Raw genomic sequence first — 26689 nt, forward strand, 5'->3', positions numbered from 1 at the left:
CCGAATATCTCTCCCATTCATAAGCCATATCTTCGGAAACTATTCGTTATATTTGTAACGTTCTATTCAAAAAGATGACTACTGAACAATTCCCACCTCCTCTTGTTTAGAGAAACAAGAACCCCTAAACCGAACGAACTTATGAATAATCTATTATGCCGGAGATTCTTTCCGGCTGCTGCCTGCGTACTGCTTGCCATCGGTGGAGTGGCCGCACAAACCTCCCTTCCCCTTAGCTTCGGTGATGCCCTAAGGCAGATGCAAAACGGCAACCGCAGCCTGAAAATAGCCGACAAGGGAATTGAAGCCGCCCGTGCGGAACGTGACAAACTGAATGCCCTCTGGTACCCCTCCCTGCAAGGTGCCGGTACGTTCGTGCATCTTTCCGAAAAGATAGAGGTAAAACAGCCCCTTTCCCAGTTCACCGACCCGGCAAAGGACTTTGTGCACAACATCGTGCCGGACGACCAATTCATCAGCAGCATACTCGACCAGATAGGCTCCCATACCCTTGCCTTTCCACTGGCTCCACGCAACCTGACTTCCGTCGGCCTGACCGCCGAATGGGTCGTATTCTCCGGCGGCAAGCGCATCCGGGCCTCGAAGATAGGCAACACCATGATAGACATTGCCCGCGAAAACCGGGGACAGACCGATGCCACGCAACGCACCCTGCTGGCAGAAAGCTACTTCGGGCTGAAACTTGCGCAAGAGGTAGTACGCGTGCGGCAGGAGACTTACAACAGCCTGCAACGCCATTACCAGAATGCCCTTAAACTGGAAGCTGCCGGCATGATAGACAAGGCAGGCCGGCTCTTTGCCCAAGTGAATATGGATGAAGCTGCCCGTTCACTGGAGGCTGCCCGGAAGGAGGCCTCCGTCGTGCAAAGTGCCCTGCGCACCCTGCTCAACCTGCAAGACACATGCAGCATCCATCCTACTTCGGAGCTTTTCATCAACGACCAACTGCCCGCCAAAGAGGAGTTCCTGCAAGCCATGCGGGTGGAGAACTACACCGTGAACCAACTGCAACTGCAGTCACAGATTGCCCGCCAGCAGCTCCGCATCGACCAGAGCGACTACCTGCCGGACATCGCCGTATTCGGCAAGCAGACCCTCTATGCCCACGGCATACAGAGCAACCTCGTCCCCCGCACCATCGTAGGCGTGGGCTTCACCTGGAACCTGTTCGACGGACTGGCGCGTGAGAAGCGCATCCGCCAGTCGAAGATAGCCCAGCAGACCCTTGCCCTGGGACAAGAAAAAGCCAAAGAAGACCTGAGCGTAGGCATCGACAAGCTCTACACCCAACTGCAAAAGGCACAAGACAACGTACGCGCCTTGAATACCACCATCGAGCTGAGCGAAGAGCTGGTGCGAATCCGCAAGAAATCCTTTGCCGAAGGCATGGCAACCAGTACCGAGGTCGTAGATGCGGAAACGATGCTGGCAACCGTCCGCGTGGCGCGTCTGGCAGCCTACTACGAATATGATGTGGCACTGATGAACCTGCTGGCTATCTGCGGAACGCCGGAACGGTTCGAGAAATATTTCGAGACAACTTATTAAAACCTACCCTTTATGAAAATCAATAATAAAAGCATCAGCATTGCATTCGTCATTATCCTGGCTGCAACGGTCATCATTTCACTTGCCGGCATGTTACTCATGAGCCGGCAGCCCCTGGTCCTGCAAGGACAAGTGGAAGCAACGGAAATACGTATCAGCGGAAAGCTACCCGGACGTGTGGACTCCTTCCTCGTACAAGAGGGCGACTGGGTGAAGGCAGGCGATACGCTTGTCGTCATCAACAGCCCCACCATCGAAGCCAAATACCGCCAGGTGAATGCCCTGGAGCAGGTGGCCCAGGAGCAGAACAAGAAGATAGACGCCGGTACCCGCCGCCAGATTGTGGCCACCGCCCGGCAACTCTGGAACAAGACGCAGAGCGACCTTGCCCTCGCCAAGACCACTTACCAGCGCATTGTAACGCTTTATAAGGACAGTGTCGTCACCTCCCAGCGGCGTGACGAGGTGGAAGCCATGTACAAAGCCGCCCAAGCCGCCGAACGTGCCGCCTACGAGCAATACCAGATGGCCGTAGACGGAGCGCAGAGCGAGGACCGCGCCTCGGCCCGCAGCCTGGTGGAAGCGGCGCGAAGCACCGTCGATGAAGTCTCCTCCCTCCTCGTCGACTCCCGCCTGACTGCTCCCGAAGACGGCCAGATAGCCACCATCTTCCCCAAACGCGGAGAGCTGGTGGCCCCCGGCATTCCCATCATGAGCCTTGTCGTGATGGACGATGCACACGTGGTACTGAACATACGCGAGGACCTGATGCCGCAGTTCAAGATGGGAGGCACTTTCCGTGCCGATGTCCCCGCCATCGACGGCAAGGACATTGAATTCCGCATCTATTACATCAGTCCGCTGGGCAGCTTCGCCACCTGGAAATCCACCAAACAGACGGGCAGCTATGACATGCAGACGTTCGAGATACACGCACGTCCCACACAGCAGGTAGAGGGATTGAGACCGGGGATGTCCGTACTTTTAAAAATGAAGAATGAAAAATGAAAGATAAAGAATTTGGCTGCGCAATGAAAGCGCTTCGCATGGTTATCCGTCGCGAATGGCACCGCATGACCTCCCGCCGTCTATACCTCGGCGTCTGCGTCGTGCTACCCTTACTCTGTCTGTTCTTCATGGCCACCATCTTTGGAAACGGACAGATGGAGAACATTCCCGTGGGTATCGTCGACCTGGACAACACTGCCACTTCGCGCAATATCTCCCGACGCATCTCTGCCGCCCCCACCTTCCGTGTGACGGAGCACTTCACCGACGAAGCCGACGCCCGCCGGGCATTGCAACAGAAGGACATATACGGCTACCTCGTCATCCCGCCCCGCTTCGAACAGAAGGCGGTGACGGGAACTGGCGCAACGCTCACCTATTATTACCACTATGCCCTTCTTTCGGTAGGCAGCGAGCTGATGGCAGCGTTCGAGAATACGCTTGCCCCCGTGGCGCTCTCGCCCATCGTGATGCAGGCCGAAGCTCTGGGAGTCAGCGGAGAACAGATACAGACCTTTCTGCTCCCCGTAGAAGCCAGTACCCATCCCCTCTACAATCCGGACATGGACTACTCCATCTACCTGAGCCAGCCTTTCTTTTTCGTACTGTTCCAGATACTCATCCTGCTCACCACCGTCTACTCCATAGGCAGCGAACTGAAATTCGGCAGCGCCGGCGAATGGCTGGAGATGGCACGAGGCAATATCCTCACTGCCGTAGCAGGGAAACTGCTGCCCTATACCCTCATCTTCTCGTCCATCGGTATCCTGGCAAACTATGTACTGTTCGGCCCGCTACATATCCCCTTCGCTGGCAGTCTGTGGCTGATGAATGCAGTGACCGTGCTCTTCATCATCGCTACCCAGGCATTGGCGGTCTTTATCTATTCTGTCTTTCCCAAGATTGCCTATATCATCAGTGTAGTATCCATGGTGGGGTCGTTGGGGGCTACGCTGTCCGGAGTCACGTTTCCCGTTACAGCCATGTATGCGCCCGTGCATGCGGCCTCCTACCTCTTCCCCGTGCGGCACTTCACGGAGGCGGCACAAGCCATGATTTACTTCGATGCAGGGTTTGCCTACTTCTGGCAGTCGGTAGCTACACTCTTCATCTTCCTATTGGCAGCACTGCTGATACTGCCATTGCTGAAATGGTGGATAAAAAAAGAGATAAGGGAAGAAGCAATCTCCGCCTCCCCATCACCTTGCCCACCTACCGCATTGTCAACAGCTTCTGTCATCCGCCACGAGTGGCATGCCATCGCCACCAATCCCGCCATCCTGCTCGTGCTGGCAGGCGGTATCTTCCTCTACGGACTGCTCTACAACTACATGTACGCCCCCAACCTAGTGCGCAAGGCTCCCGTCGCAGTGGTAGACCTCTCCCACTCCGCCCTCAGCCGCGAATACATCCGACTGCTCGACGCCACTCCCCAGACCGCCGTCTACGGCCAGACACCCAACATCCTCGAAGCCCGCCAATGGATGAAGCAGGGCGACGTGGCAGGCATCCTTTACCTGCCTGCCGACTTCGAGGCACGTGTGGCACGGGGCGAGACTTCGGTCTTCGTGCTCTATGCCGCCACGGACGCTTTCCTCAACTTCAAAGGACTGCAAGAATCCAGTGCGCGCGTCATGCTTGCCGTGAACGATGCCCACCGCATGGAGGGCACCGTATTCCTACCTCCGCAAGGACTGCTGGCAGTGGCTTCGTCCGCTCCCGTCAGCGTGTCCGGCACGGCGCTCTACAACTATACAGAGGGCTACGGTTCCTATCTGATTCCCGCCGTCCTAATTGTCATCATCTTCCAGACGATGCTGATGGTGATTGCCATGCTGACGGGCGAGGAAGCGGAAGCCCGAAGAAAAGGAATACGGCTGATGCGTGCCGACTCATTGAAGGATACATTACGGATTGTCGGAGGCAGGACCTTCGTATACTTCATGCTCTACGTGGTGTTTTCCCTATTCCTGCTGGGACTGTTGCCGCACCTGTTCAGCATCCCACACATCGGCAGCGGAGGAGACATCGTCACAATGATGATACCCTTCCTGCTGGGCACGAGTTTCCTTGCCCTGGCCGTCTCCCGCTGGTTTACAGACTCCGAAGCGCCGTTGCTGATGATAGCCTTCTTCTCTGTGGGCTATATCTTCCTTTCGGGCGTGTCCTATCCGCTGGAGCTGATGCCGTGGTATTGGCAGACAGCCCATTATCTGTTTCCGGCAGGTCCTGCCGTACTTGCTTTTGTAAAACTGAATTCAATGGGTGGAACGCTGGCCGACGTATGGCCGCAGATGCTGACGATGTGGATACAAGTATTGGTCTATGGAACTTTGGCGCTCTGCACTACACGCCACCTCTACGGAAAAGGAAAAGTGAAGGCATAAAAAAAGGCTATCTATCCCAGACAGCCAATCTTTTGTTAACCTTAAATCTAATACTATGAAAAACACATTGCAAATGTACGGACTTCCCCGAAATATCCAAAATTTCTGTCCATGACGGTCTCATTTATAACATGGTTTAATAGGAATATGCCGTTGTTAACAGATAGAGGCTGGTCAAATAAGAAATTTTCACTATCTTCATCCCCAAAATCGAACATCATAACTAAAGAATATTTTGCCATGATTCATACCATACTCGATACAGACCTTTACAAATTCACCACCTCGTATGCCTACATCAAATTGTTTCCCTATGCCATGGGCACTTTCAGCTTCAAGGACAGAGACGACACCGCCTATACGGACACGTTTCTGAAGGAACTGCAAGAGGCGGTGGACAGCCTGGCACAGACCGTACTTACTGCCGAAGAGCTGGAATACATGACCCGCCACTGCCGTTTCCTGCCGAGGGTCTATTGGGAGTGGCTCTCCTCCTTCCGCTTCCAGCCGGAGAAGGTAAGCATCCATCTGGACGAGGACCGGCACCTGAACATTGAAATCACGGACTATCTGTACAAGGCCACCCTTTACGAAGTCCCCCTGCTTTCCATCGTATCCGAAATAAAGAACCGTTCTTTGGGAAACGTGGCCGACATGGACGGCATACTCTGCAAACTGTCCGAAAAGGTGGCACTCTCCAACCGACACCAGCTGTATTTTTCGGAGTTCGGCACCCGGAGACGCTTCTCGTTCGAGGTACAGGACAAAGTCATAGACCGTCTGAAGGAAGCCGCCGAATACTGTACCGGGACTTCCAACTGCCACTTCGCCATGAAATACGGCATGAAGCCTATGGGGACGCATCCGCATGAATGGTTCATGTTCCACGGCGCACAGTTCGGCTACAAACACGCCAACTACATGGCCTTGGAAAACTGGGTGAACGTGTACGACGGTGACTTGGGCATCGCACTGTCCGATACCTATACCTCCGGCATTTTCTTAAGTAACCTGAGCCGCAAGCAGGCCAAACTATTCGACGGTGTACGCTGCGACTCCGGCGATGAATTCGATTTCACCGACAAGCTCGTTGCCCGCTACCGCGAACTGGGCATCGACCCTACCACTAAAACCATCGTCTTCAGCAATGCGCTCGATTTTGGCAAGGCACTCGACATCCAGGAGCATTGCAGGGGCAAAATCCGCTGCTCCTTCGGCATCGGCACCAATCTGACGAATGATACCGGATTCAAGCCCTCCAACATCGTAATGAAACTGACGCAATGCAAGATGAACGTCAACCAGGAATGGCGCGAATGCGTGAAGCTGTCCGACGATGCAGGAAAGCATATCGGCAGCGAAGCGGAAGTACGGGCATGTCTGTATGATTTAAGGCTCGGACAGCAAATAGAACCCCTATGCTGAAAACAGCTTCCCGGCGGTTAGCGATAAGTGCTTACTGTCTTTTCCTTTTGTAGGCAAACTCTTGCCATTTCTCCTCCGGCCAGTCCTGCCGCTGCATCTCCATGCGGGCCATGACGAAGAACAAGTCCGAAAGGCGGTTGATGAAGCGCAGAATATCCTCGTTCACAGGGTCTTGGCGATGGAGTGTCCACAAACGGCGTTCGGCACGGCGGGCCACGGTACGGGCAAACTGCAGTTGGGCTGATATGGGAGTGCCACCAGGCAAAAGGAAGTAGCCGTTGTCCGTCATCAGCAGGACGGTCATGGCATCCATCTCCTGCTCACAGCGCAGCGTGAGCTCTGCGGCAGAAAGCGGATTAGGGTTCACCACTCCCGAGGGAGTGGCCACATGGCTCATCACCACCATCAGTTCCCGCTGGACAGCATGCAGCAACTCCTGCCATCCATCTTCTGCCGCCAGCATGGAGCGCACGATACCAATCACGGCATTCAATTCATCAAGGCATCCGTTTGCCTCGATACGGATGTCATCTTTCGGCACGCGCGCGCCACCATGAATACCCGTTGTTCCTTTGTCTCCAGTTTTGGTATAGACTCTTTTCATACTCTATTTGATAAATCAGTAGGGTCTTCCAAAGAAGACAAGCGATAAGTATTCAGTTTCATAATCATAATATATTTAAATGAAAACAAAGATACTCCACTATTTCAAGAACACAAACGAAATTACATAAAATATCAATGCGCTATTTTAGAGTTCACCGAACAAAGCCATCACATCCACCTCGCCCCAATACAGATGCGTATAACTGGCTATCAGGTTCTTATAGCGAAAGACGGGAGTGGTTACCTTCTCTCCTTTGGCATTGTAAACCTGCGCTATCGAGGGAGGAAGACTGCACGCACCACCTTCTTTTCCATCAGTTTCGGGCACGGCAAACTGCGTATAATGGAATTCGTGTCCTTTAAGCCGCCATCCGTTATAGTCGAACCGGCGGTATCCCAATGTCAGTTTCCTGCGTTTACGCTCGTTTGTAACGCTGAAAGGTAATACTCCTACCATCTCATTTCTGATATTGCCTACACTGCTCCCGGCGTTTCTTCCATCGCTTCCGCTGCTTCTCCCGCCATCTCCGGCGATTCTTCCATCGGTATCAAAACTTCCCCCGTCCATATCCCCATCAGAAAGAACGGACTGCGAAAGATATATCATCCCCCCGCATTCCGCCAGCGTCCTGCCACCGGCCTCTATATAGCTGCGGATAGACTCCCTGGCAAGCCTTGCCCCGGCAAGTTCCTCCAGACGGTTCTCGGGATAGCCGCCGGGCAGATAGAGCAAATCCGTCTCTTGCGGAACAGCCCGGTCCTGCTCCGGATTGAAGAAAGTGACCGTGCCCATACGGCGCAGAATATCCAGATGTTCCGCATAGAGGAAGGAAAAGGACTCTTCGTTGCGCGCTACCGAGATATGCAGCTTCCCCGGCTCTGATAGTATCGGCTTCTCCTCCACAGCCGCCGCAGGCAATGGAAGCCCGGTTGTCGAGAGCAGCAGTTCCCAGTCCACATGTTCCTCCAGCAAGCCTACCAGCATGTCCAGCCCCTCCGTCTCCTTAGAACGGCTGAAATCCAGCCCCAGATGGCGTGACTCCTGCTCCAGTTCCTTCTGCTTGGGCAGATAGCCCAGACAAGTCACGTTCAAGTCTTCACAGACCTCCTGCAGCATCCGGTAGTGGCGGAGCGAGCCGACACGATTGAAGATAACTCCCGCAATACGTATATCCGGACGGAAATTGATGAACCCCGACAACAAAGGAGCCATGGAATAGGCAGCCGACTTGGCATCAACCACCAGCACCACAGGAATACCCAAGAGCCGTGCCACTTCTGCCGACGAGCCCCGGTCGCGGTCGTACCCGTCGTACATCCCCATCATCCCCTCGACCACGGCAACATCCGCATCCGCCGAATAGCGTGCATACAGACTGCTTACGTGCTCCTGAGATGCCATGAAAGTATCCAGATTGACGGAAGGACGGCCGCATACCGCCTCGTGATACTTAGTATCTATATAATCGGGACCGCACTTGAAAGGCTGCACCTTCAGACCTTTCTTCACAAACAATGCCATCAGTCCACGACTGACGGTGGTCTTTCCACTGCCCGATGTAGGGGCGGCTATGAGAAACTGAGAGATGGAACGCATAATTAATGTGCTAATGATTTAATGTACCAATGTGCTAATCGGCTGCGCTATACTTGCGCTACTTCCCCATGCCGCAGGTCATTGGCACATTGGCATATTGGCACATTAGCACATTTTCAACGTGCAAAGATAAGCATATCTCCGACAAAAGTTTTATCTTAGCTGCCAAAATAAAACATACCACCATGATAACCGAAGAACTTAAGAAACTCTACATCGCACATACCGGACACGAACCGGAACAGATTGACGAACTCCCCTCCTCCGGCTCCAACCGCCGTTACTTCCGCCTCATCGGAAGTCCTACACTTATCGGCGTCAGCGGAGAGTCTGTGGAGGAGAACCGCGCCTTCCTCTACATGGCAGAACATTTCCGCCAGAAAGGACTGCCCGTACCGCAAGTGTTCATCCGCTCCGAAGATGATATCTATTATCTGCAAGAAGACCTGGGCGACTCGCTCCTATTCAATGCCATCGAGAAAGGCCGCAAGACCAGCGTATTCGGCGAGGATGAGAAGCAGTTACTGCGCAAGACCATCCGTCTGCTGCCCGCCGTGCAGTTTGCCGGAGCCGACGGCATGGACTTCTCCTACTGCTACCCGCAGGCAGAGTTCAACAGCCGCAGCATTCTGTGGGACCTGAACTACTTTAAATACTGCTTCCTCAAGGCTACGGGGATGGACTTTCAGGAAGACCGGCTGGAGGACGACTTCCAGAAGATGGCAGACGTGTTGCTCCGTAGCAGCTCCGCCACCTTCATGTACCGCGACTTCCAGAGCCGTAACGTTATGATAAAGGACGGCGAGCCGTGGCTCATCGACTTCCAGGGCGGACGCAAAGGTCCGGTTTACTACGACGTAGCCTCCTTCTTGTGGCAAGCCAAAGCAAACTATCCCGACAGCCTGCGCCAAGAGTTGCTGAAGGAATACATCGACGCCCTGCGCAAGTACCAGCCCGTGGACGAGGCTTATTTCTATGCCCAGCTTCGCCACTTCGTATTGTTCCGCACCATGCAGGTGCTGGGTGCCTATGGTTTCCGCGGTTACTTCGAGAAGAAGCCCCACTTCATACAAAGTGTCCCCTTCGCCATCGAGAACCTGCGCCAGCTGCTCCAAGAGCCTTATCCCGAATATCCCTACCTCTGCCGGATTCTGCGCGAACTTACCGAGCTGAAACAGTTTACAGACGACCTGCAAAAGCGCCGCCTCGTGGTGAAAGTCACCAGCTTTGCCTACAAAAAAGGTATCCCCGAAGATTCCACGGGCAACGGAGGAGGTTTCGTCTTTGACTGCCGCGCTGTGAACAACCCCGGCAAGTACGAGCGTTACAAACCCTTCACGGGACTGGACGAACCCGTTATCCGCTTCCTGGAAGACGACGGCGAGATAGCCGTATTCCTGGAGCATGCCTACGCCCTTGTCGACGCTTCCGTGAAGCGCTACATGGAACGCGGCTTCACCAATCTGTCTGTCTGCTTCGGCTGCACCGGCGGACAGCACCGCTCCGTGTACTCAGCACAACACCTGGCGGAACATCTGCACAAGAAGTTCGGCGTGCAAGTGAACCTGATACATAGAGAACAGAATATTGAACAGACGTTTAAGGCCAAAGTTTAATGTGCTAATGTGAGAATATGCCAATATGAAAGCCATGATTTTCGCCGCCGGCCTGGGCACCCGGTTGCGCCCCTTGACGGACCACATGCCCAAGGCCCTCGTTCCCGTAGCAGGAAAGCCCATGCTGGAACGGGTGATACTGCGGTTGAAGGAAGCAGGATTCAACGAGATAACGGTCAATATCCACCACTTCGGGGAGCAGATTATCGACTTCCTCCGTACCCACGACAACTTCGGCACGGAGATTCACATCAGCGACGAACGCGGCATGCTGCTCGACACCGGAGGAGGCATCAAAAAGGCACGCCCCTTTCTGGACGGACAAGAACCTTTTCTGGTGCACAACGCGGATATTCTGACGGATATTGACCTTGCAGGTCTCTATCGCCACCATCTGGAGAGCGATGCGGAGTCTACCCTGCTTGTGAGCGAGCGCAAGACTTCCCGCTATCTCCTTTTTGACGACGACTACCACCTGCACGGCTGGATAAACAAGTCCACCGGAGAGGTGAAACCGGCAGGCTTCGACTACCGGGAAACGAAGTACCGGGAACTCGCCTTCGGAGGAATCCATGTCATCTCCCCCTCCCTCTTCCGCCTGATGGATGATGGGCAATGGGACGGCAAGTTCTCCATCATTCCTTTCTACTTGTCCGCCTGCACAAAGGTGCACATACAAGGCTATCCGCTGCAAGGATTCCGCTGGTTCGACATCGGCAAACCGGAGACACTGGCACAAGCGGAGGAATACTACAAACAAAAATAACAAGTAATGTAAAGCAGCCTAACATTACTTGTTAGCTCCCTTTACATTACTTGTTATCAAATCAACCTATGTACCATAGATTATCTATGGTGAAACTACGCCAACGCCAGTATCAGCAACTGAGCCGTCAGCACCCGCAGGAACATAGCCAGCGGATAGACCGTGGCATATCCCACCGCAGGGGCATCGCAGGATGTCAAGTCCGAGGAATAGGCCAATGCAGGTGGATTGGTGTTAGCTCCGGACAGCACACCTATCAGCGTATAGTAGTTCAGCTTCCAGAAATAGCGCCCCATGAATCCTGTCACCAGCAACGGGACAACCGTGATGATGGCCCCATAGCCAATCCACACATAGCCGCCTTCGTAGATAATGGTATCGATGAATCCCTTTCCTGCACCCAACCCCACGCAGGCCAGGAACAAGGCGATACCGATTTCGCGTATCATCAGATTGGCACTCATCGTCGTGTAGGTTATCAGCTTATATTGAGGCCCGAAACGGCTGATGAGGATGGAAACCACCAACGGTCCACCGGCCAGTCCCAGTTTCACGGGTTGGGGAATGCCGGGGAACATGAACGGCAGACTGCCCAAGATACATCCCAGGGCAATACCCAGGAAGATAGGAATCAAATTGGGATGGTTGAGACGCTTCAGCGAGTTACCCAGCACCTTCTCCGCATGGCTCACGGTTTCTTGACTGCCGGTGTGCCGGATGCGGGAGATGACAAACGCACGGTCAGCTCCTGCAGATGGCCCAGCCCGTGCTCGGCATCCTCCTCTTCTTTTTGGGTATTAATCCGCATGAAAATCTTCAAGGCTAGCAGCGCCAGGATGCAGCCCACCACACCCAGCGGATAGGCAACGGCATATCCGAGTGCGATTTCCGGAGCATCCACCCCGTTGAGGTCACTGTTTGCCTGCTGGGCAGCACCCAGACCGGGAGTATTGGTCACGGCTCCGGACAAGATACCCACCATCGTAGTAATGGGGATTCCGGTGGCAAAGTGCAACACAATGGTGATAAGCACGCTGAGAAAGACGGAAAGCATTGCTACCATGTTCAGCGTAAGTCCGCCCTTCTTGAAAGCGGAGAAGAATCCCGGTCCCACTTGCAGACCGATGGAATAGACAAACAGTATCAAGCCAAACTCCTTCAGGAAGTGCAGCAGATGTTCGTCGAGGTTCATGTCGAAATGTCCGAAGACAATGCCCACAAACAAAATCCAGGTGACACCCAGCGAGATGCCTGCCACCTTCAACTTGCCCAGCATGATACCGAAGGTGATGACCAGGGACAGAATCAGGACAGAGTGTGCCACTCCTCCGCCCCAAAGATTGGGATAACCCTCAAAGAGGTTTCTTAATAGTTCCATAGTTTCTATCTTTAGTTTTTACTTTTCAGCCTTATTGTTTAATTCTTAATTCTCTATTTAAAAAGTGTATCCCCACAGAAATCACTTCTCCGGGGATACGCATTTCACACATAAAAAATAACTACTATTATAAAGGCATGTTGCCGTGCTTTTTCGGTGGATTGCTCTGATTCTTGTTGTGCGCCATCTCCAATGCCTGCACCAGCTTGTAGCGGGTATCGCGCGGCATGATGACCTCGTCTATGAGGCCACGCTCGGCAGCGCGGTAAGGGTTGGAGAACTTGCTTTCGTACTCCTTGATAATCTCCTGCTTCTCTTCGGCAGAGGACTTACGGTAGAGGATGTTCACCGCACCCTCGGCACCCATCACGGCGATTTCCGCCTGCGGATAAGCCAGGTTCACGTCGGCACCCGTCGGTTTGCTGGACATCACGATGTAGGCTCCGCCGTATGCCTTGCGGGTAATCAGCGTTATCTTGGGCACGGTGGCCTCGGCATAGGCATAGACAATCTTGGCGCCGTGGCGGATGATGCCGTTGTGCTCCTGCATCGTTCCGGGCAAGAAGCCGGGAACATCTTCGAAGGTTATCAGCGGGATGTTGAAGCAGTCGCAGAAACGAATGAAACGTGCCGCCTTGTCGCTGGCATCAATATCGAGCACACCCGCCAAATAGGCAGGCTGGTTTGCCACGATACCTACCGAACGCCCGTTCAGACGACCGAAACCGATAACGACGTTCTTGGCAAAGTGAGGCATCACTTCGAAGAAGTACTGGTTGTCCAGCACCGGTTCTATAATATCCTTGATGTCATAAGGCATGTTCGGGTCTTCGGGGATGACGGTCTGAAGCGTCTCTACCCGGCGATGGATATCGTCGGAGCAGGGAGTGAAGGGAGCATCCTCCATATTGTTGGACGGTAGGAAGCTCAGCAGCTCGCGGATGCTCATCAGTGTCTCCTCCTCCGTATTGCACATGAAGTGGGTAACGCCGCTCTTGCTGCTATGCGTATAGGCACCGCCCAGTTCCTCCTTGTCCACCTCCTCGTGGGTCACGGTCTTTACCACGTCCGGACCGGTGATAAACATGTGGCTCTGCTCCTTTACCATGAAGATAAAGTCGGTAAGCGCCGGAGAGTAGCATGCCCCACCGGCACACGGACCCAGAATAGCGGATATCTGCGGAATGACACCCGACGCAATGGTGTTCTGATAGAAGATGGAGGCATAGCCTGCCAAGCTGTTCACACCTTCCTGAATGCGCGCGCCGCCCGAATCGTTGAGGGCAATGACGGGAGCGCCGTTCTTCAGGGCAAGCTGCTGCACCTTCACAATCTTTGCGGCATTCGTCTCGCTGAGCGAACCGCCGTGCGCCGTGAAGTCGTAGGCATAGACAAATACAAGGCGGCCGTCTATCTTTCCGTAACCGGACACCATGCCGTCTCCGGCAATCTGCTTCTTCTCCATGCCGAAGTTGGTGCAGCGATGGTTCACGAACTTGTCCAGTTCATTGAACGAGCCTTTGTCCAGCAGCATGTCAATACGTTCGCGGGCAGTCATGCAGCCGGAGGCGTGTTGTTTCTCTATCTTGTCTACGCCCCCACCCAGCGAGGCACGTTTGTCCAGTTCCTCAAACTGGCGATATATTTCTTCTCTGTTCATATTTGCATTTACAATTTAGTGATTTATAATATACGGACTGAATGCGACTCGGGATTATTCCTCCTTTATCAACTCCAATTCAATCAATACTTGATTGGCATTTACCGGTTCGCCCTCGCTCACGAGAATGTTGCGGACGATGCAGTCGGCATTTACCTTATAGTTACTCTGCATCTTCATGGCTTCCAGCACCACGGCAATGTCTCCGGCAGCCAGTCGGTCGCCCACCTTGACGGGGATGCTCACTACCTTGCCCGGCATCGGTGCCAGAATCTTGTCGCCCTGCTTCTCGTCGGCTCCTTTCTTCATGTGCAGATACTTGGCTTGCGTGTCTACAATGTCTACGTGGAAGGAACGCTGGAGCATGCTGATGTCATAGCTCTTTCCTCCCTCGCCGCGCACAAGGCCTGCGTTGAACGAGTTTCCGTTGTGCAGGATGGAGCAACTTCCGTTCTCCGCCATCACAATGTCCACTTCGTAGGGCTTTCCGTCAATGGTAAGTTGTACCTTATTCCCTTCCTTACCCACCAGGGTAATGTCTGCTATACGGTCTCCTATATGTATTTCCATTATTAAATCTCCATTATCAATTTTCCATTCCTTAAATCCTAAGCACTCCCTTCTGCAAGCCGAATTCCCTCCAACGGCTGATGGGGCGGCCATCGGACAGCTGTGCCGAAACGTTCTCCTCCAGATTAACCAGATAGTCCATATAGGCGGCTATCATGGCAATGTTCTCCAACTCTTCGTTGGTGGTATTGGTGCGTACCAGCATGCGGGCGTTCTTCTCGATAAAGAGGGTGTTGTACTCTCCCTTCACAAAGTCGGGCACGTGCATGATGCGCTTCAGATAGGCAAGGTTGGTCTTTACGCCCGTAATCTTGTACTCATAGAGCACACGGCGCATACGCTCGATGGCATACTGGCGGGTGGTTGCCCATACGATGAGCTTACCTATCATAGGGTCGTAGTAGATGGGAATCTCATAGCCGTCGTACACATAGCTGTCTATACGCACACCGATTCCGTTCGGCTCCGTCAGTTGCTTGATGACACCGGGAGACGGCATGAAGTTGTTTTCCGTATCTTCGGCACAGATGCGGCACTCTATGGCATGACCGCGCTGGAACAGGTCCTCCTGCTTGAGGTGCAACACCTCGTCGTTGGCAATACGGATTTGCTCTTTCACCAGGTCTACGCCTACCACCTCTTCCGTGATGGGGTGCTCCACTTGCAGGCGCGTATTCATTTCGAGGAAATAGAAACGGCGGTTCTTGTCTACCAGAAACTCGATGGTACCTGCACCGGAGTAGTTCACTGCCTTTGCTGCGGCAACCGCCTTCTCTCCCATTTCCCGGCGCAATTCCGGCGTAAGGAAGGGTGACGGGCTTTCTTCTACCACCTTCTGGTTGCGGCGTTGCACGGAGCATTCGCGGTCGAAAAGGTGGATAACGTTGCCGTGGTTGTCGCCCAATATCTGGAACTCGATGTGATGCGGTTCTTCCACGAACTTCTCCAGATAGACCGTGTCGTCTCCAAAGGAGGACATGGACTCGGAGCGTGCCGTGTTGTAGGCTTCCACCACTTCGCTCTCGTTATGGATAAGGCGCATACCTTTACCACCGCCACCCATAGACGCCTTCAGCATCACGGGGTAGCCTATCTCGTTGCAGATACGCACGGCTTCTTCGGCACTCTGCAAAGGTTGTTCCGTTCCGGGAACCACGGGTACGCCTGCCGCAATCATTCGCTTGCGGGCAGCTATCTTGTCGCCCATCGCCTCCATCGTCTCGGCAGCGGGACCGATAAAGATAATCCCTTCCTCCTTGCAACGGCGGGCAAACTCTGAATTCTCCGACAAAAAGCCGTAACCGGGATGAATGGCATCGGCACCGCATCGCTTTGCCGTGGCAATCACTTTATCTATATTCAAATAACTCTCTTTTGCCACAGCCGGTCCTATCGGATAGGCCTCATCGGCATAAGCCACATGATGAGAGGTGCGGTCAGCCTCGGAAAAGACGGCAACCGTAAGCAGTCCCATCTCCCGGCACGAACGCATGACGCGCAAGGCAATCTCACCTCTGTTGGCAATCAATACTTTCTTAATCATTTTACTTTTTCTTTAATATATAAAGGGTATATTTTGCTATTGCTGAACGAACGGCTTACCTCATCCAGACAATGCGGACATATACAATCGGAAAAGTTCTGTTGTAGATACGCGCGCTGTTCCGAAGTTAATCGGACTGATGCGCAATGGCAGTGTACAATATCATCGTGCATGCACTCAAACGTTGCACCACAATGCGGACATACCTTTAGCATAGGCATCCCTTTCTTCTTTAGAAGTTAAACTAAAATTTTCGTACTGTCTTCCTAATCCCACGAGCAAAGGCAGCCTTTAATGAATGGCAGGTCTTCTGACTGACTCCTAATCCTGAAGCCTTCCCGATTGTTCAACACATATCAGTGGCGAGGGTGTTTTTCATGATTTAAAACGGAGTTTCACAGCAGCGGGACTGTCCGGGATTTGCACCCGATTCCCTTTTAATCCAGATGATGGAAACATGCATCCGGAACCAATTCGTGGGCAAAGATAATGGAAACCGGATGCAATGCAAAAAATCAGACTACATATTTATTGGTATTTTCAAATTTCCCTTCATATATCAACAGATATCTATTGACTGTTACCGTCTGAAACGGTAAGTAATATCTTCCATCCTTCCCTGCTCTATGCGATAGAGACGCTGGTTGGTATGCTCCGATTTCAAGCCGCCAAGGCTTTCGACGTACGGTCCCAACTTGATATACTGGAAGTACCGTGTATCCAATCTTTCGGGAAGCTCCTCCTTACCGGAGTACCAGCCTACCTTTACAGCAGGGAAAGCCTGCCCGGAGGAAATGAACCTTGCCAACCGTTCCACTTCCATCGGTTCGGCATCTCCCCCCATGAAGCAGACGCAAGTTGCCGCACTTCCATACTTTTGGAGAAGTGCGGAAAGGCTCTCTTCCGTCAGCAAGTCGCCCACATCCTCCATCAGATAGGCACTATGGCAGCCTTTGCAACGATTGGGACAATTGGATATATTGATGGCAAGCGTCACCTCGTCCGGTATCTCTTGAAATACGATGTCATAATCAGTGTACCGGAGCATAGTATCTTTGTGCGGCCTCCTTCTGCCGTGGCTGAGAAAAGTTGCTGACACGCTTCATGTAGCCGATGATTCGAGTCAAATAGTCCACATTATTGCTATGACATTTCGGGCATTCCTTCAAGTAACGTTTGTCTATATGATGACAGTCATTGCAGATGGTGTTCGGAATGTTGAAGGTGAAGTAGTTGCAGCCCTCGGTAGCGGCTACCCGGAGCAGCTGTCGGTACTGCTCTTTGCTCAAATGTTCTTCCAGATTCATGTGCAGTGCAGAGCCTCCGGTCAGATGCTCGATGTAGCGGCGACCGTGCAGGCGGAATTTGTCCATAATGTTCAGCGAGCTATCTTCCACAATGTAGAAGTAGCTGTTGTAGCAGTCGCGGAATGTCTGGAACCCGGCTTCCCTATCCCACTTGGCATGTTTCACACCGACGTTCTCGGCGGGAATCATCTCGCAGTTGAACAGCAGGTCCTTGCTACGGTATTTCTTGTTGTACTTCTCCACAATACTCAATATCTCCTGCACGAAAGCTTCGTATTTAGGATTATCATTGATGTCTATGCCCATGAACTGTGCAGCTTCCACCAGCCCGTTCACACCGATAGTCAGATACTGGCGTCCGAGGTTGATGTATCCCGCATCGAACAGTGGTAGCATGCCTTTACTCTGCAACTGTTTCAGATTCTCATTATAAGCCATCTGCACTTTGTGCACCAGGTCTACCACTTCTTCAAGGAAGAAATGATAAAGCAGCCCCGACTTTACAGCGTGCTGGATGCAGCGGTTGAGGTTGATGGTAAGGACACTCTTCGAACCGGTAGACACACCTCCGGCACCCAACGTATAACTGAATCCATTGTCTTGAATTTCATTGCGCAAGCGGCAGCAGCTGCTCAAAGAATCGGCATTGTCGCTCATATAGGTAAAGAAAGAATGGCCTTCGGCATACATCTCCGCCGTGAAGTCACCGTATTCCTTATCCAGTACATCACCGTCTTTCGTCAGCAATGCCATAGTCTCTACCGGGAAAGTAAGCACAGTTTTAGTGCGCTCCTTATTGAACCATTTCATGAAACGTTTCTGCAGCCAGCTCAAGGAATTCCAATCGGGCTTACTGCCATCGGGAAACATGAAATGCTCGAAAAGACTGTTGAAGTAATACTTGTCATAGTATGCCACATTCCAGAAAACGGCTTGGAAATTTCTTGCGCCGGTAGGCTGGTTGATGGAGTAGACCACTTGCTCGAAGCAGTCCGTGATTACCTTGTCTATGGTCCGCTGTCTAGAGGAAAGGTCCACTACCTTTTCGGGATGCAAATAGTAGTCCTCGCCATATTCTTTACCAACAAAGTAGTTCATGTACATCAAAAATTCCGGTGTGGCACAAGCGCCACTCAACATGCTCGATACAATAAACACCATATTGATAAAACCACCGCAGAAAGATTTCAGATTAGTGGGTGCCGTAGAGTTACCTCCCACCGACATGGTACCTCCTATCAGCCAGGGATACATGGTGATACTGGCGCAATAGTTGGCAAGACTGGTTTCATCGTTTTTATAGATAAAGTGGTTATTCAGCAGCTCCAGATAACGGTCGGATATCTCCTTGCCATACATATCTTTGAGGCGGTCCGTCAACAGACGACGATTCAAGCGGATGAAGTTCGGTTTGGGAAGCTCGCCTATCAAAGTAGCCACATTCTTATTTTCCACATTGGCATTGGCATCATATTTACTGCCAGTGGCAGGGTTGGAGGCATCACAATAGTCCAGTAGGAAACGGAGTTTGTCACGCACTTCCCGGTCCTCCAGATGTTTCTGCCGGTAAAGCATGAATGACTTTGCCACAGCATAGTAGTGCTCGGCCATCAGAGCCACCTCTACCTGATTCTGTATATCTTCCACACTGGTTCCGTCGCTGATGCTCACGCGGCTGAGAATATTGGTAATGACATCCTGGGTAGCAAAGCTGCCCACCGATAAAAATGCCTTACTGATTGCATTTTTGATTTTATCAAGCGAGAAAGCCTCTTTCTTACCATCCCTCTTGACGATAAAAGTTTCTGAATTAATCATGTCTATAATTTAAGATTTAAAAAATTATCAACGACAATTCATACAACAATGCACAGAAACCAAGTAATAAAATGAATCTTCAATGGACTCGTTCTATAGCTTTTTCACCCGAAAGCATTGAATGAATGATGTAAAAACGGCAGGTCTTCTGACTTGCTTCTGTTACGACGCCTTCCCGGTCCGTCATCGGACCAGTGGCTTATAGAGTGTCGCAACACCTCTCCTGCAAAGGAGCCAAAGCTTACAGCTACGGGGATAGTTCCTGACTTTCACAGGATTCCCTTTTAATTCCTTATCACGCCAAGGTGACTCGAAAACCATTTTTCGGGAGACAAAGATAAAAAGAACTCACGAAATCCAAGCATTATCCAAGGAAATCTTATCAATTACTTTTCAACTTCCATTTACTATAAATAATAACTCATGAACGAAGCATTCCTTATAAGACATTTATCCTGCAAAAATTATATAGTTCAGACAGATTAAAAAAACAGAACGGCACATTTTCTTTCAGAAAATGTGCCGTTCCTCATACAAACACTATTTCAAGAGGTAACCATCGAATAAAAGATTATCCTGCCACTACTTATTGGAGTTAAAAATTATAAGCGATGGTTGCTATAAAGTTACGGGGTTTTGCAAGTTTTGTAGCACTACTGAAGTAATGGTTATTGAAAATATTATTGATGTTGCAAGACAATGTTATACTATTTTTTATAGTGTAATAAATACCTGCATCCACAATATAGCGTGACGGATCATAAACATTATTTTCAATACTACTATATATACGGTCGGTGAAGGTACCACTTAAATGGAAAGAAAAGTCTTTCAGTATACCACGTGGAATGGTATAGTCAGCATAGGTATAGAAAGTAGTACGCGGAACACCAGTTGCACGAATATTAATCTTTCCATCCTCGTCCAAAGTAACCCAGTCTGCATCTTGAGGAATCCAATCCATGTTGCTGGCAATTTGGCGATAATCGGACCATCCCAAACCTCCTACAATCTGAAGATTGGTCACAGGATGCAGTGTGATGTCAAAATCAAATCCCTTGGAAGTGGCACGACCGACTTGAGCTTGTACCGTCTTCTTTATCACCTCGTCGCCTTCCTGTACGGTCTGTTCACCAATCTTGGTTACTACATTAAATTTACGGATATAATAGACACTGGCATTTACATCTATCCACTTGCTTTCATACCGTGCCCCGAATTCAAACTGATTACCACGCTGCGGCTTGAATACTTCACCACCGGCATCATCTGGAATAAATTCGTGCCCGTTGCGATCATAATAAATCACATCTTTATTATACATGGTATTATATGGTTTGAAGAAAGAAGCGGCAGAAGCATAAAGCGAGACTTCTGGAATCGGCAAATACACCAATCCGGCACGGTAGGTAAAAGCAGAAGTTGAAACTTTCTGCCAGTCTGTACGATTGGCATCATCATAATGCTGACGTCCGTCACTGATAGTCGCTGTTGCCTTTTTGTATCTATAGGTATCAAAACGACCGCTAAGCATACCTTTCCAGTGTTCGTTAATATCAAAAACATCCGTCAGGTAAATTGCATTCGTAGTATAATGGCTGATGGAAGCGGCAGAAACTTTACTATCCCACCAATCACGTACATAATGAGGATTGGCAACAGACACCATTTCATTCAATCCCGGTCCCCACACATCTCCATCGCCATAACCGTTATATTGGGTGAAATTGAAATAGGAATAAGTCCATCCAAGTGTATAGTTATGTTTGACGTTGCCAGTCTCGAACTTACCGGTAAAATCGAGCATATTGCTGGTGGTACGATGGTCGGGATTAAAACAAAGAGGAGATCCGCTACGTACTGAATCCACTTCTATATATTTTATATTTCCGGTTCTACTATCTTTGTAATACCAGTCATATATAGGTTCATCACTGGTACGGTAACTGACTTTTTCGACACAAGAGTAGTCTAAGTTACTGTGATTATAAGAAAAACGGTCACGCAAGGTCAGCCAGCCCGCCAATTCATGAGTATAGGTAGCCAGTACATCTACATTGCGGCGGCGCATGCTATTGTTGGCGATGTCATTAAATACATCTTCATAGTCACAAAGCGGGTTACGTTCACCATTTTTAGCAAACAGTCTGTCTCCGTCCACGCTATAGACATCTCCGGGCATGGTAGGAGCACCGCCTATATCTGTGGTATAATGGTCATCATTGAAATTGACACTTGCATCCAGATATCCTTTCTTACCGACTTGAGAGCCGATAGCAAACATTCCGGAAAAGCGGTCTGCATTTACCATACGATAACCATCACCGTTGGCATAGTAAATATTGGCACGATAATTTACCGGCCCTGCCAACTTGCCACCAAATCCCACGTTAGCTTCTTTTTGTTCCCAACTGCCATAGCTTATACTGGCATTACCCGTAAAGCGTTCTGATGGTTTCTTTCGAATGATGTTGATAATCCCACCCATCACAGAATGGCCTGCCAATATAGAAGCAGGCCCTTTGATAACCTCTATGGACTCAACCGAAGAGAGGTCGCCGAAAGGTATTGTATTCGTCAAAGAACGTTCATCACGTATACCGTCATAAGCAATCACAGCATCAGAAGTTCCACGGATACTGTAACGCTGGAAGGCTCCTAACTGATTCGAGCTTAAAACGACCCCAGGCAAGAAACGTACAGCATCTTCCATGTTGGTGATATGCTTACGCTGCAGGGTGACACGGTCTATTTTGGTCACAGTCATGGGAAGATACTTCAACGGAACAGCCATATTCAACATATCTACCGGCTGCTCTTGCAAAGGTCTCTTCTGCTTGGCCGTAATCTCCACCTCATTAATCTTAAAAATGCTGTCTGTGAGACTTTTACTCTGCCCAAACACCCATAATGGGCAAGCAGCAGCTAATACTAAAAATACTTTCTTGTTCATCTTTACATCTTAAATTAAAAAATCTATTACCTATTTCCTAAACTTCTTTATCTTCCTAAGAATCCATTTAACGGATAAGACTACCCCCGTCAAAGAAAGGAAAGTTCCACCTATCATTAAGGTAAACATGACAATATTCCAAAGAATGGGGCGGTCTGTGAGATATTTGATATTCAAACTATGTAAGCCACTGTATAAAAACCTACGGGTACGTCCATCATCATCTATACGCCTTTGCGAGATATTCTCCGGATCGTAATACAGATGGGTATGCATGTCGTCGTCTACAATTACCCGGTAAACGGGAAGCGGATTGCGCTCCTTCTCCTTACCATAATAATCGGCATCATACTCAGAAAGTAAGTCCATTTTCCAACGAACACTGTCACCAAACTGCTGTCTGACATCCATACGGATCATCTCTTCAGTCAACCGAAAAGGACGTACGGAAATAGTGTCTGACGAATCTATGTTCTGTACAGTATTGTTCATTCTGATTTTATAATAAGGATTTCTTCGCCAGCTGTTCCAAGTAATTCTCTTTATTGAATCAGAGGTGGACAGCACAGTCCGGTAGTCCAGTGCATAAGCCTCGACGGGTAACATACTGTCTTGACGAAAACGTCCGGAAAACATTTGCTTCTGCTTCTCTTTCGGAGCTTTCTTCATCCAGTCCGGCATATCTGTCAGCGACATAAGTCCGCTGAAAGCAAAAGTAATGGCAAACAAGCCAAAACACACACCACTGATAAAATGCCACTTATACCAACTTTTACGATAGGGAGAGCGAAAATAGCCCAGCTTGCGTTGTTTCCACCAGTCTTGAATACCCAACCAAAGTCCGGCAAAACACATAATGCAACCTATTCCAGCAGCCCACTTGACAAATTCTATCCAAGCCGTCTGATGCTGACGTAATGAGGTGAAATATACCCAATGCGGGATTGCTCCCAACCATGCCCAGAACCGGCTGTTTTTATCCGTAAACTGTAATACTCTTCCATCGCGGGAAGTCATATAAAGTTGATGCTGCTCCGGGTCATCAAAATAATATTTATAAATCGGCATTTCCTCACTTAACCTGCCGAAAGGTATCCACTGGTCCACTTCCTGCAAAGTATCAATGCGATGGACAGAAGCGTCGCACCATAGGCTTATTATTTTCTGCCGCACTTCCTCATTAAAGTCTTCCACAGGTTCCAATGTATCCAAATACTTATCTCCCGGTACGTCTTTCCCGCGGAAACTAACCACAGGACGATCAAAACGCATTTCTATGGAGAGAGATTGTAACTTGGCAGAGTCCGGCACATAAGCTATTATACTATCTATTGCCGGCAATGCACCTTGAAGCGGCTGCTGTCTTTGCAGTTTGTACTCTTGAGAGGCTCTTGGGAAACTATGATATATCATCACAAATCCTGAAAGAAACCACATCAGAAAAAGCACACAAAGCAATAATCCCAATATCAAATGGATATTAAAGACGATTTTTCTAATCATAAACTTATAAAAATTTCAGTTTAAAACCAATGGCTTTGTCTTTTACATATTTTAATTATTATCGTTAGAGACCTGATACGAAAAAATAGCAGAGATGTACATGTGTGCTCACAGCAAACAACAGAGAACAGATTTTCACCTGCCCACTTAAAAAGTACAAACCTTCTTGTAGATTCGACCAGAACCTTCAGCCATTTCCTAACCCCGGGAAATAGACATCCAATAGTTTTTTTTGGCAGGTTTCCTGACTTCACCCAAGGAATAAAACCTTCCCGTCTTACGACAGTGGCATGTAGATAGAATATTCCTCTTTATTAAGGTGTTCACAGTAGCGGGTACTGTTCCGGCTTCTCACCGGATTCCCTTTTAAACAAATAGCTAGAAATACTATTGTTTCACCAAAACGGAGGTAAAGGTATTATTATTTTTATAAAAAGACACAAAATTATTAAAATATTTCCGGATTAATAATAATCCCTTCATTCTACCATTACTTTTTTACCCGAATATAACCTGGGTTCGATATGCAACAAATAACAACTCTTGATTCTATCATGAACGAGGCATTCCTTTATTTTTTTGCAGAGATTGAGTATTTATTAAGTGTTTTTGCTACCTTTGCCCGCAGTTTTGGTTTCACCTCTCCCGATTCCGTTGGAGAAGAGTGATGAAAAAGGGAATCAGGTGCAAGTCCTGAACAGACCCGCTGCTGTAAATCCTTTCAAAATCTTTGAATATTCTATAAGTCACTGTCCAGTATCCGGGATGGGAAGGCATTCAAAGAGGGATGAGTCAGAAGACCTGCCAAGACAACATAGTTTTAGTGCTTTCGGGGAATAAAGCAACAAAACATTGAGTCTGGGCATTCTTTATCTTCAGTTAAAGAAATCATTTCTCATTGTAATCATTCTCTAAAAGCAAGTAAATAGTAAAATGGCAAAAACCTTTTATTAATTTAAATTGCAATATATTATGAAGCATTTTTTGATTTTTACATTCTTCATGACATTTATTATGTCATCTTGTGATGACAAATCAATGTTGTCAGAACAAAATTCTGGAATTAGTACTACACATTCTTTTTCTAATGTGAATGCACTTTCTTCTGATCGTATAAATAATATTGGTCATACTCAATTTGAAGTTGAATGCTTGGAGGAAGGTCTTTATTATTTATGTGTATTAGTTCGAATTCCTATTATCAATGGAAGTTTACACGAATACGAGGTAGAAATAAATGGAATAATCAATGAAAACACACTAAAGCCAAGCATAGGTGGATTACAATCTTTATATATCACAGATAAAAATAAGACCCCATCTCTGATACAATTAAAAAAAGGTATTAATACTATATCAATAGTCTCTACTAGTAAAAGAACAATTAAAATAGAACAACTAAAAATATCGTCTAATGTACTTGATGCTAAAATAGACGATTCAGTATATAGGGATTTTCTTAATAAAGTGAAGAATAACTCTAACTTTAACAAAGAAAAATCAGCTGCTTATACAACAAGTTTGCAATCAGAAGAAATATATGACTACACACTGAATCTTATAGCTCCACATACTTATGACGAATGCTATGACCCATGGCCCGAAGGAATACATTTGACTTTAACAACGACATGCAATATCCCACATGTGATTGAAGTTTACGAACAAGACAAAAAAGGAAATGTCTGGTCATGGGCTGCATCCGGTACATCAAGTGCATTTTTGGAAATGGTAACTCCCAGATGGGGCTTTTACAATATACGCATAAGAGCTTTGAATCCTGGAACTATAGGCACTGCAAATATAATATACAGAGATAGTGAGGACAATTTTACAGGTATGATTGAAGATAGAGATGTACTTGTTGGAGGAAGTACACTTCCTATAAATAGAAATCTTTCTGGAAAAATTTATATGGTAACTCACACACTTAACGATGCAGGAGGTGTTCCCTTATCACTGATTGATGAAAATTTCAAAGTGATTAAAAGAACACATTTTTTACGAACATATCCTAATCCTCCTTATGAGTTCAATATTTACGACCATACAAGTTTTCTTGAGTATGAAGGTCCTTCTTCGTATATTTTTGTATATACAACAAATCCAGTTGTTCCAGAAAGATGTGCAGATATTTATTTAGGATTAGATTTCAGTAGTTCCCAAATTCGTAGTCTTTTTCCCAATTTACCTAGTAATAATTCATTTAAATCCGGTTTAATGAGTCCTATATATAATTGCATAAGTTGGTCGGTAGAGAGAACCGATTATTGGGAATGGCCAGGAGACAGAGGTTCAAGCTATTATCATCCTAATCTCCTTACCGCTTTTGACAAGTTGTATGCAGCATACGGATATACACGTTCTGGAGCAACAGCAGATAACGCAGGTATAGCATTATGGGCATTAAATGGAGAATATACTCATGCTTCAATAAGAAAAAATGCAAATACAAAGAAACCACATGGTTTTGAATGGGAAAGCAAATGTGGCAGTTTAGAAAGAGTAATGCATACCCGTGATGCCCTTGATGGGAAAAGCTATGGCAAAATTGCTCACTATTATAAGCCTACTTCCAATGTATATTCTATCAGTCAGGCCATTACAAAAGACACTGTCAATACACTTTCATTGAAAAACAGAATATCTCTGAAAGCATCCCTCCCTTCAAGAAAAATTACAGAGTTTGAAGAAGCATATTCAGCATGGAAAAAAACATGGAATAATATTGCAGTAGCAGTTTATAGCAATCCACGCAAATATGCAGAATCAAAAGAATATGCTGCATTATTGAAAGTATGCACTGAAATGGACAAAGCCAGTTGGCCATTATTCATTGAGAAATTAGCAGATGGCGATATATTTTCAATTAATCTCATAAAAGATTTAACATTTACGGATAATATAAAACTTGAGTTCAACTTATAAATGCAACTTTTTGGGTGCGGATAATAAGCAATAAAAACATTTATTTTTCAGAGAG

Annotated in this window: 17 protein-coding genes, 1 pseudogene and 4 riboswitches; of the genes and pseudogenes, 7 read left to right on the plus strand and 11 right to left on the minus strand. The window is 48.6% G+C overall.

Going from position 1 to position 26689, the window contains the following annotated elements; genetic code table 11:
• The first annotated feature begins 141 nt into the window (after positions 1 to 141).
• The 4 genes from ACESTD_RS16920 (at position 142) to pncB (ending at position 6389) form a co-directional block, all read left to right on the plus strand.
• Positions 142 to 1569 (plus strand): TolC family protein, encoded by a 1428-nt coding sequence (locus ACESTD_RS16920; RefSeq protein ID WP_022400997.1) that lies wholly within the window; start codon positions 142 to 144, stop codon positions 1567 to 1569.
• 12 nt (positions 1570 to 1581) lie between these two features.
• Positions 1582 to 2577, plus strand: coding sequence for an HlyD family secretion protein (locus tag ACESTD_RS16925; protein WP_373158893.1), 996 nt, complete (start codon positions 1582 to 1584; stop codon positions 2575 to 2577).
• Positions 2574 to 4964, plus strand: a complete 2391-nt coding sequence (locus tag ACESTD_RS16930) for an ABC transporter permease (protein WP_117689292.1) — start codon at positions 2574 to 2576, stop codon at positions 4962 to 4964. Before ACESTD_RS16925 ends, ACESTD_RS16930 begins: the two co-directional genes overlap by 4 nt.
• A gap of 240 nt (positions 4965 to 5204) precedes the next feature.
• Entirely contained in the window at positions 5205 to 6389 is a 1185-nt protein-coding gene (gene pncB / locus ACESTD_RS16935) for a nicotinate phosphoribosyltransferase (protein ID WP_005829296.1), read from the plus strand.
• 31 nt (positions 6390 to 6420) lie between these two features.
• Here the strand turns inward: pncB and ACESTD_RS16940 are convergent, their stop codons facing one another.
• Both ACESTD_RS16940 and ACESTD_RS16945 read right to left on the minus strand, forming a co-directional pair.
• On the minus strand, positions 6421 to 6993 hold the full coding sequence (locus ACESTD_RS16940; RefSeq protein WP_005836935.1) for a cob(I)yrinic acid a,c-diamide adenosyltransferase: 573 nt from the start codon (positions 6991 to 6993) through the stop codon (positions 6421 to 6423).
• Between the two features lie 147 nt (positions 6994 to 7140).
• Positions 7141 to 8592, minus strand: a complete 1452-nt coding sequence (locus ACESTD_RS16945; protein WP_195325957.1) for a cobyrinate a,c-diamide synthase — start codon at positions 8590 to 8592, stop codon at positions 7141 to 7143.
• 185 nt (positions 8593 to 8777) lie between these two features.
• On the opposite strand from ACESTD_RS16945, the gene ACESTD_RS16950 reads away from it, so the two are divergent.
• Both ACESTD_RS16950 and ACESTD_RS16955 read left to right on the plus strand, forming a co-directional pair.
• Positions 8778 to 10208 carry a phosphotransferase gene (locus ACESTD_RS16950; protein WP_008663434.1) on the plus strand — a complete coding sequence of 477 codons (1431 nt, stop codon included), beginning with the start codon at positions 8778 to 8780 and terminating at the stop codon, positions 10206 to 10208.
• 25 nt (positions 10209 to 10233) lie between these two features.
• Positions 10234 to 10974 (plus strand): nucleotidyltransferase family protein, encoded by a 741-nt coding sequence (locus tag ACESTD_RS16955; RefSeq protein WP_288881109.1) that lies wholly within the window; start codon positions 10234 to 10236, stop codon positions 10972 to 10974.
• Positions 10975 to 11069: 95 nt separating this feature from the next.
• Here ACESTD_RS16955 and ACESTD_RS16960 read toward each other — a convergent pair.
• The 9 genes and pseudogenes from ACESTD_RS16960 to ACESTD_RS17000 form a co-directional block, all read right to left on the minus strand.
• Positions 11070 to 12352 (minus strand): annotated as a pseudogene (locus ACESTD_RS16960) (transporter).
• A 127-nt stretch (positions 12353 to 12479) separates the two neighbouring features.
• Positions 12480 to 14012, minus strand: a complete 1533-nt coding sequence (locus ACESTD_RS16965; RefSeq protein WP_005836687.1) for an acyl-CoA carboxylase subunit beta — start codon at positions 14010 to 14012, stop codon at positions 12480 to 12482.
• A gap of 54 nt (positions 14013 to 14066) precedes the next feature.
• A complete protein-coding gene (locus ACESTD_RS16970) occupies positions 14067 to 14582 on the minus strand; it encodes a biotin/lipoyl-containing protein (protein ID WP_005836686.1) in 516 nt (171 codons plus the stop codon).
• A 31-nt stretch (positions 14583 to 14613) separates the two neighbouring features.
• Positions 14614 to 16125, minus strand: a complete 1512-nt coding sequence (gene accC / locus ACESTD_RS16975; RefSeq protein ID WP_022401008.1) for an acetyl-CoA carboxylase biotin carboxylase subunit — start codon at positions 16123 to 16125, stop codon at positions 14614 to 14616.
• Entirely contained in the window at positions 16122 to 16346 is a 225-nt protein-coding gene (locus ACESTD_RS16980) for a cysteine-rich CWC family protein (protein ID WP_181979400.1), read from the minus strand. The genes accC and ACESTD_RS16980 overlap by 4 nt, the downstream gene beginning before the upstream one ends.
• 61 nt (positions 16347 to 16407) lie before the next feature.
• A riboswitch (cobalamin riboswitch) is annotated at positions 16408 to 16614 on the minus strand.
• Between the two features lie 91 nt (positions 16615 to 16705).
• A complete protein-coding gene (nrdG, locus tag ACESTD_RS16985; RefSeq protein WP_022401009.1) occupies positions 16706 to 17173 on the minus strand; it encodes an anaerobic ribonucleoside-triphosphate reductase activating protein in 468 nt (155 codons plus the stop codon).
• Complete coding sequence (nrdD, locus tag ACESTD_RS16990; RefSeq protein WP_373158892.1) at positions 17157 to 19250, minus strand: anaerobic ribonucleoside-triphosphate reductase; 2094 nt, start codon at positions 19248 to 19250, stop codon at positions 17157 to 17159. Before nrdD ends, nrdG begins: the two co-directional genes overlap by 17 nt.
• Before the next feature lie 120 nt (positions 19251 to 19370).
• A riboswitch (cobalamin riboswitch) is annotated at positions 19371 to 19587 on the minus strand.
• Between the two features lie 258 nt (positions 19588 to 19845).
• Entirely contained in the window at positions 19846 to 22203 is a 2358-nt protein-coding gene (locus tag ACESTD_RS16995) for a TonB-dependent siderophore receptor (RefSeq protein ID WP_195325955.1), read from the minus strand.
• Between the two features lie 30 nt (positions 22204 to 22233).
• Positions 22234 to 23706 (minus strand): PepSY domain-containing protein, encoded by a 1473-nt coding sequence (locus tag ACESTD_RS17000; protein ID WP_373158891.1) that lies wholly within the window; start codon positions 23704 to 23706, stop codon positions 22234 to 22236.
• 216 nt (positions 23707 to 23922) lie between these two features.
• A riboswitch (cobalamin riboswitch) is annotated at positions 23923 to 24124 on the minus strand.
• Positions 24125 to 24320: 196 nt separating this feature from the next.
• Positions 24321 to 24530, plus strand: a riboswitch (cobalamin riboswitch).
• 148 nt (positions 24531 to 24678) lie between these two features.
• On the opposite strand from ACESTD_RS17000, the gene ACESTD_RS17005 reads away from it, so the two are divergent.
• Entirely contained in the window at positions 24679 to 26634 is a 1956-nt protein-coding gene (locus tag ACESTD_RS17005; RefSeq protein ID WP_373170146.1) for a hypothetical protein, read from the plus strand.
• Positions 26635 to 26689: the final 55 nt, after the last annotated feature.

The sequence above is a fragment of the Bacteroides sp. AR20 genome (assembly GCF_964250605.1).
Taxonomy (GTDB): Bacteria; Bacteroidota; Bacteroidia; order Bacteroidales; family Bacteroidaceae; genus Bacteroides; species Bacteroides uniformis.

Coding starts and splice junctions, on each gene's coding strand:
- ACESTD_RS16920 (WP_022400997.1), top strand. CDS start 142: ATGAATAATCTATTATGCCGGAGATTCTTTCCGGCTGCTGCCTGCGTA.
- ACESTD_RS16925 (WP_373158893.1), top strand. CDS start 1,582: ATGAAAATCAATAATAAAAGCATCAGCATTGCATTCGTCATTATCCTG.
- ACESTD_RS16930 (WP_117689292.1), top strand. CDS start 2,574: ATGAAAGATAAAGAATTTGGCTGCGCAATGAAAGCGCTTCGCATGGTT.
- pncB (WP_005829296.1), top strand. CDS start 5,205: ATGATTCATACCATACTCGATACAGACCTTTACAAATTCACCACCTCG.
- ACESTD_RS16940 (WP_005836935.1), bottom strand. CDS start 6,993: ATGAAAAGAGTCTATACCAAAACTGGAGACAAAGGAACAACGGGTATT.
- ACESTD_RS16945 (WP_195325957.1), bottom strand. CDS start 8,592: ATGCGTTCCATCTCTCAGTTTCTCATAGCCGCCCCTACATCGGGCAGT.
- ACESTD_RS16950 (WP_008663434.1), top strand. CDS start 8,778: ATGATAACCGAAGAACTTAAGAAACTCTACATCGCACATACCGGACAC.
- ACESTD_RS16955 (WP_288881109.1), top strand. CDS start 10,234: ATGAAAGCCATGATTTTCGCCGCCGGCCTGGGCACCCGGTTGCGCCCC.
- ACESTD_RS16965 (WP_005836687.1), bottom strand. CDS start 14,012: ATGAACAGAGAAGAAATATATCGCCAGTTTGAGGAACTGGACAAACGT.
- ACESTD_RS16970 (WP_005836686.1), bottom strand. CDS start 14,582: ATGGAAATACATATAGGAGACCGTATAGCAGACATTACCCTGGTGGGT.
- accC (WP_022401008.1), bottom strand. CDS start 16,125: ATGATTAAGAAAGTATTGATTGCCAACAGAGGTGAGATTGCCTTGCGC.
- ACESTD_RS16980 (WP_181979400.1), bottom strand. CDS start 16,346: ATGCCTATGCTAAAGGTATGTCCGCATTGTGGTGCAACGTTTGAGTGC.
- nrdG (WP_022401009.1), bottom strand. CDS start 17,173: ATGCTCCGGTACACTGATTATGACATCGTATTTCAAGAGATACCGGAC.
- nrdD (WP_373158892.1), bottom strand. CDS start 19,250: ATGATTAATTCAGAAACTTTTATCGTCAAGAGGGATGGTAAGAAAGAG.
- ACESTD_RS16995 (WP_195325955.1), bottom strand. CDS start 22,203: ATGAACAAGAAAGTATTTTTAGTATTAGCTGCTGCTTGCCCATTATGG.
- ACESTD_RS17000 (WP_373158891.1), bottom strand. CDS start 23,706: ATGATTAGAAAAATCGTCTTTAATATCCATTTGATATTGGGATTATTG.
- ACESTD_RS17005 (WP_373170146.1), top strand. CDS start 24,679: ATGAAGCATTTTTTGATTTTTACATTCTTCATGACATTTATTATGTCA.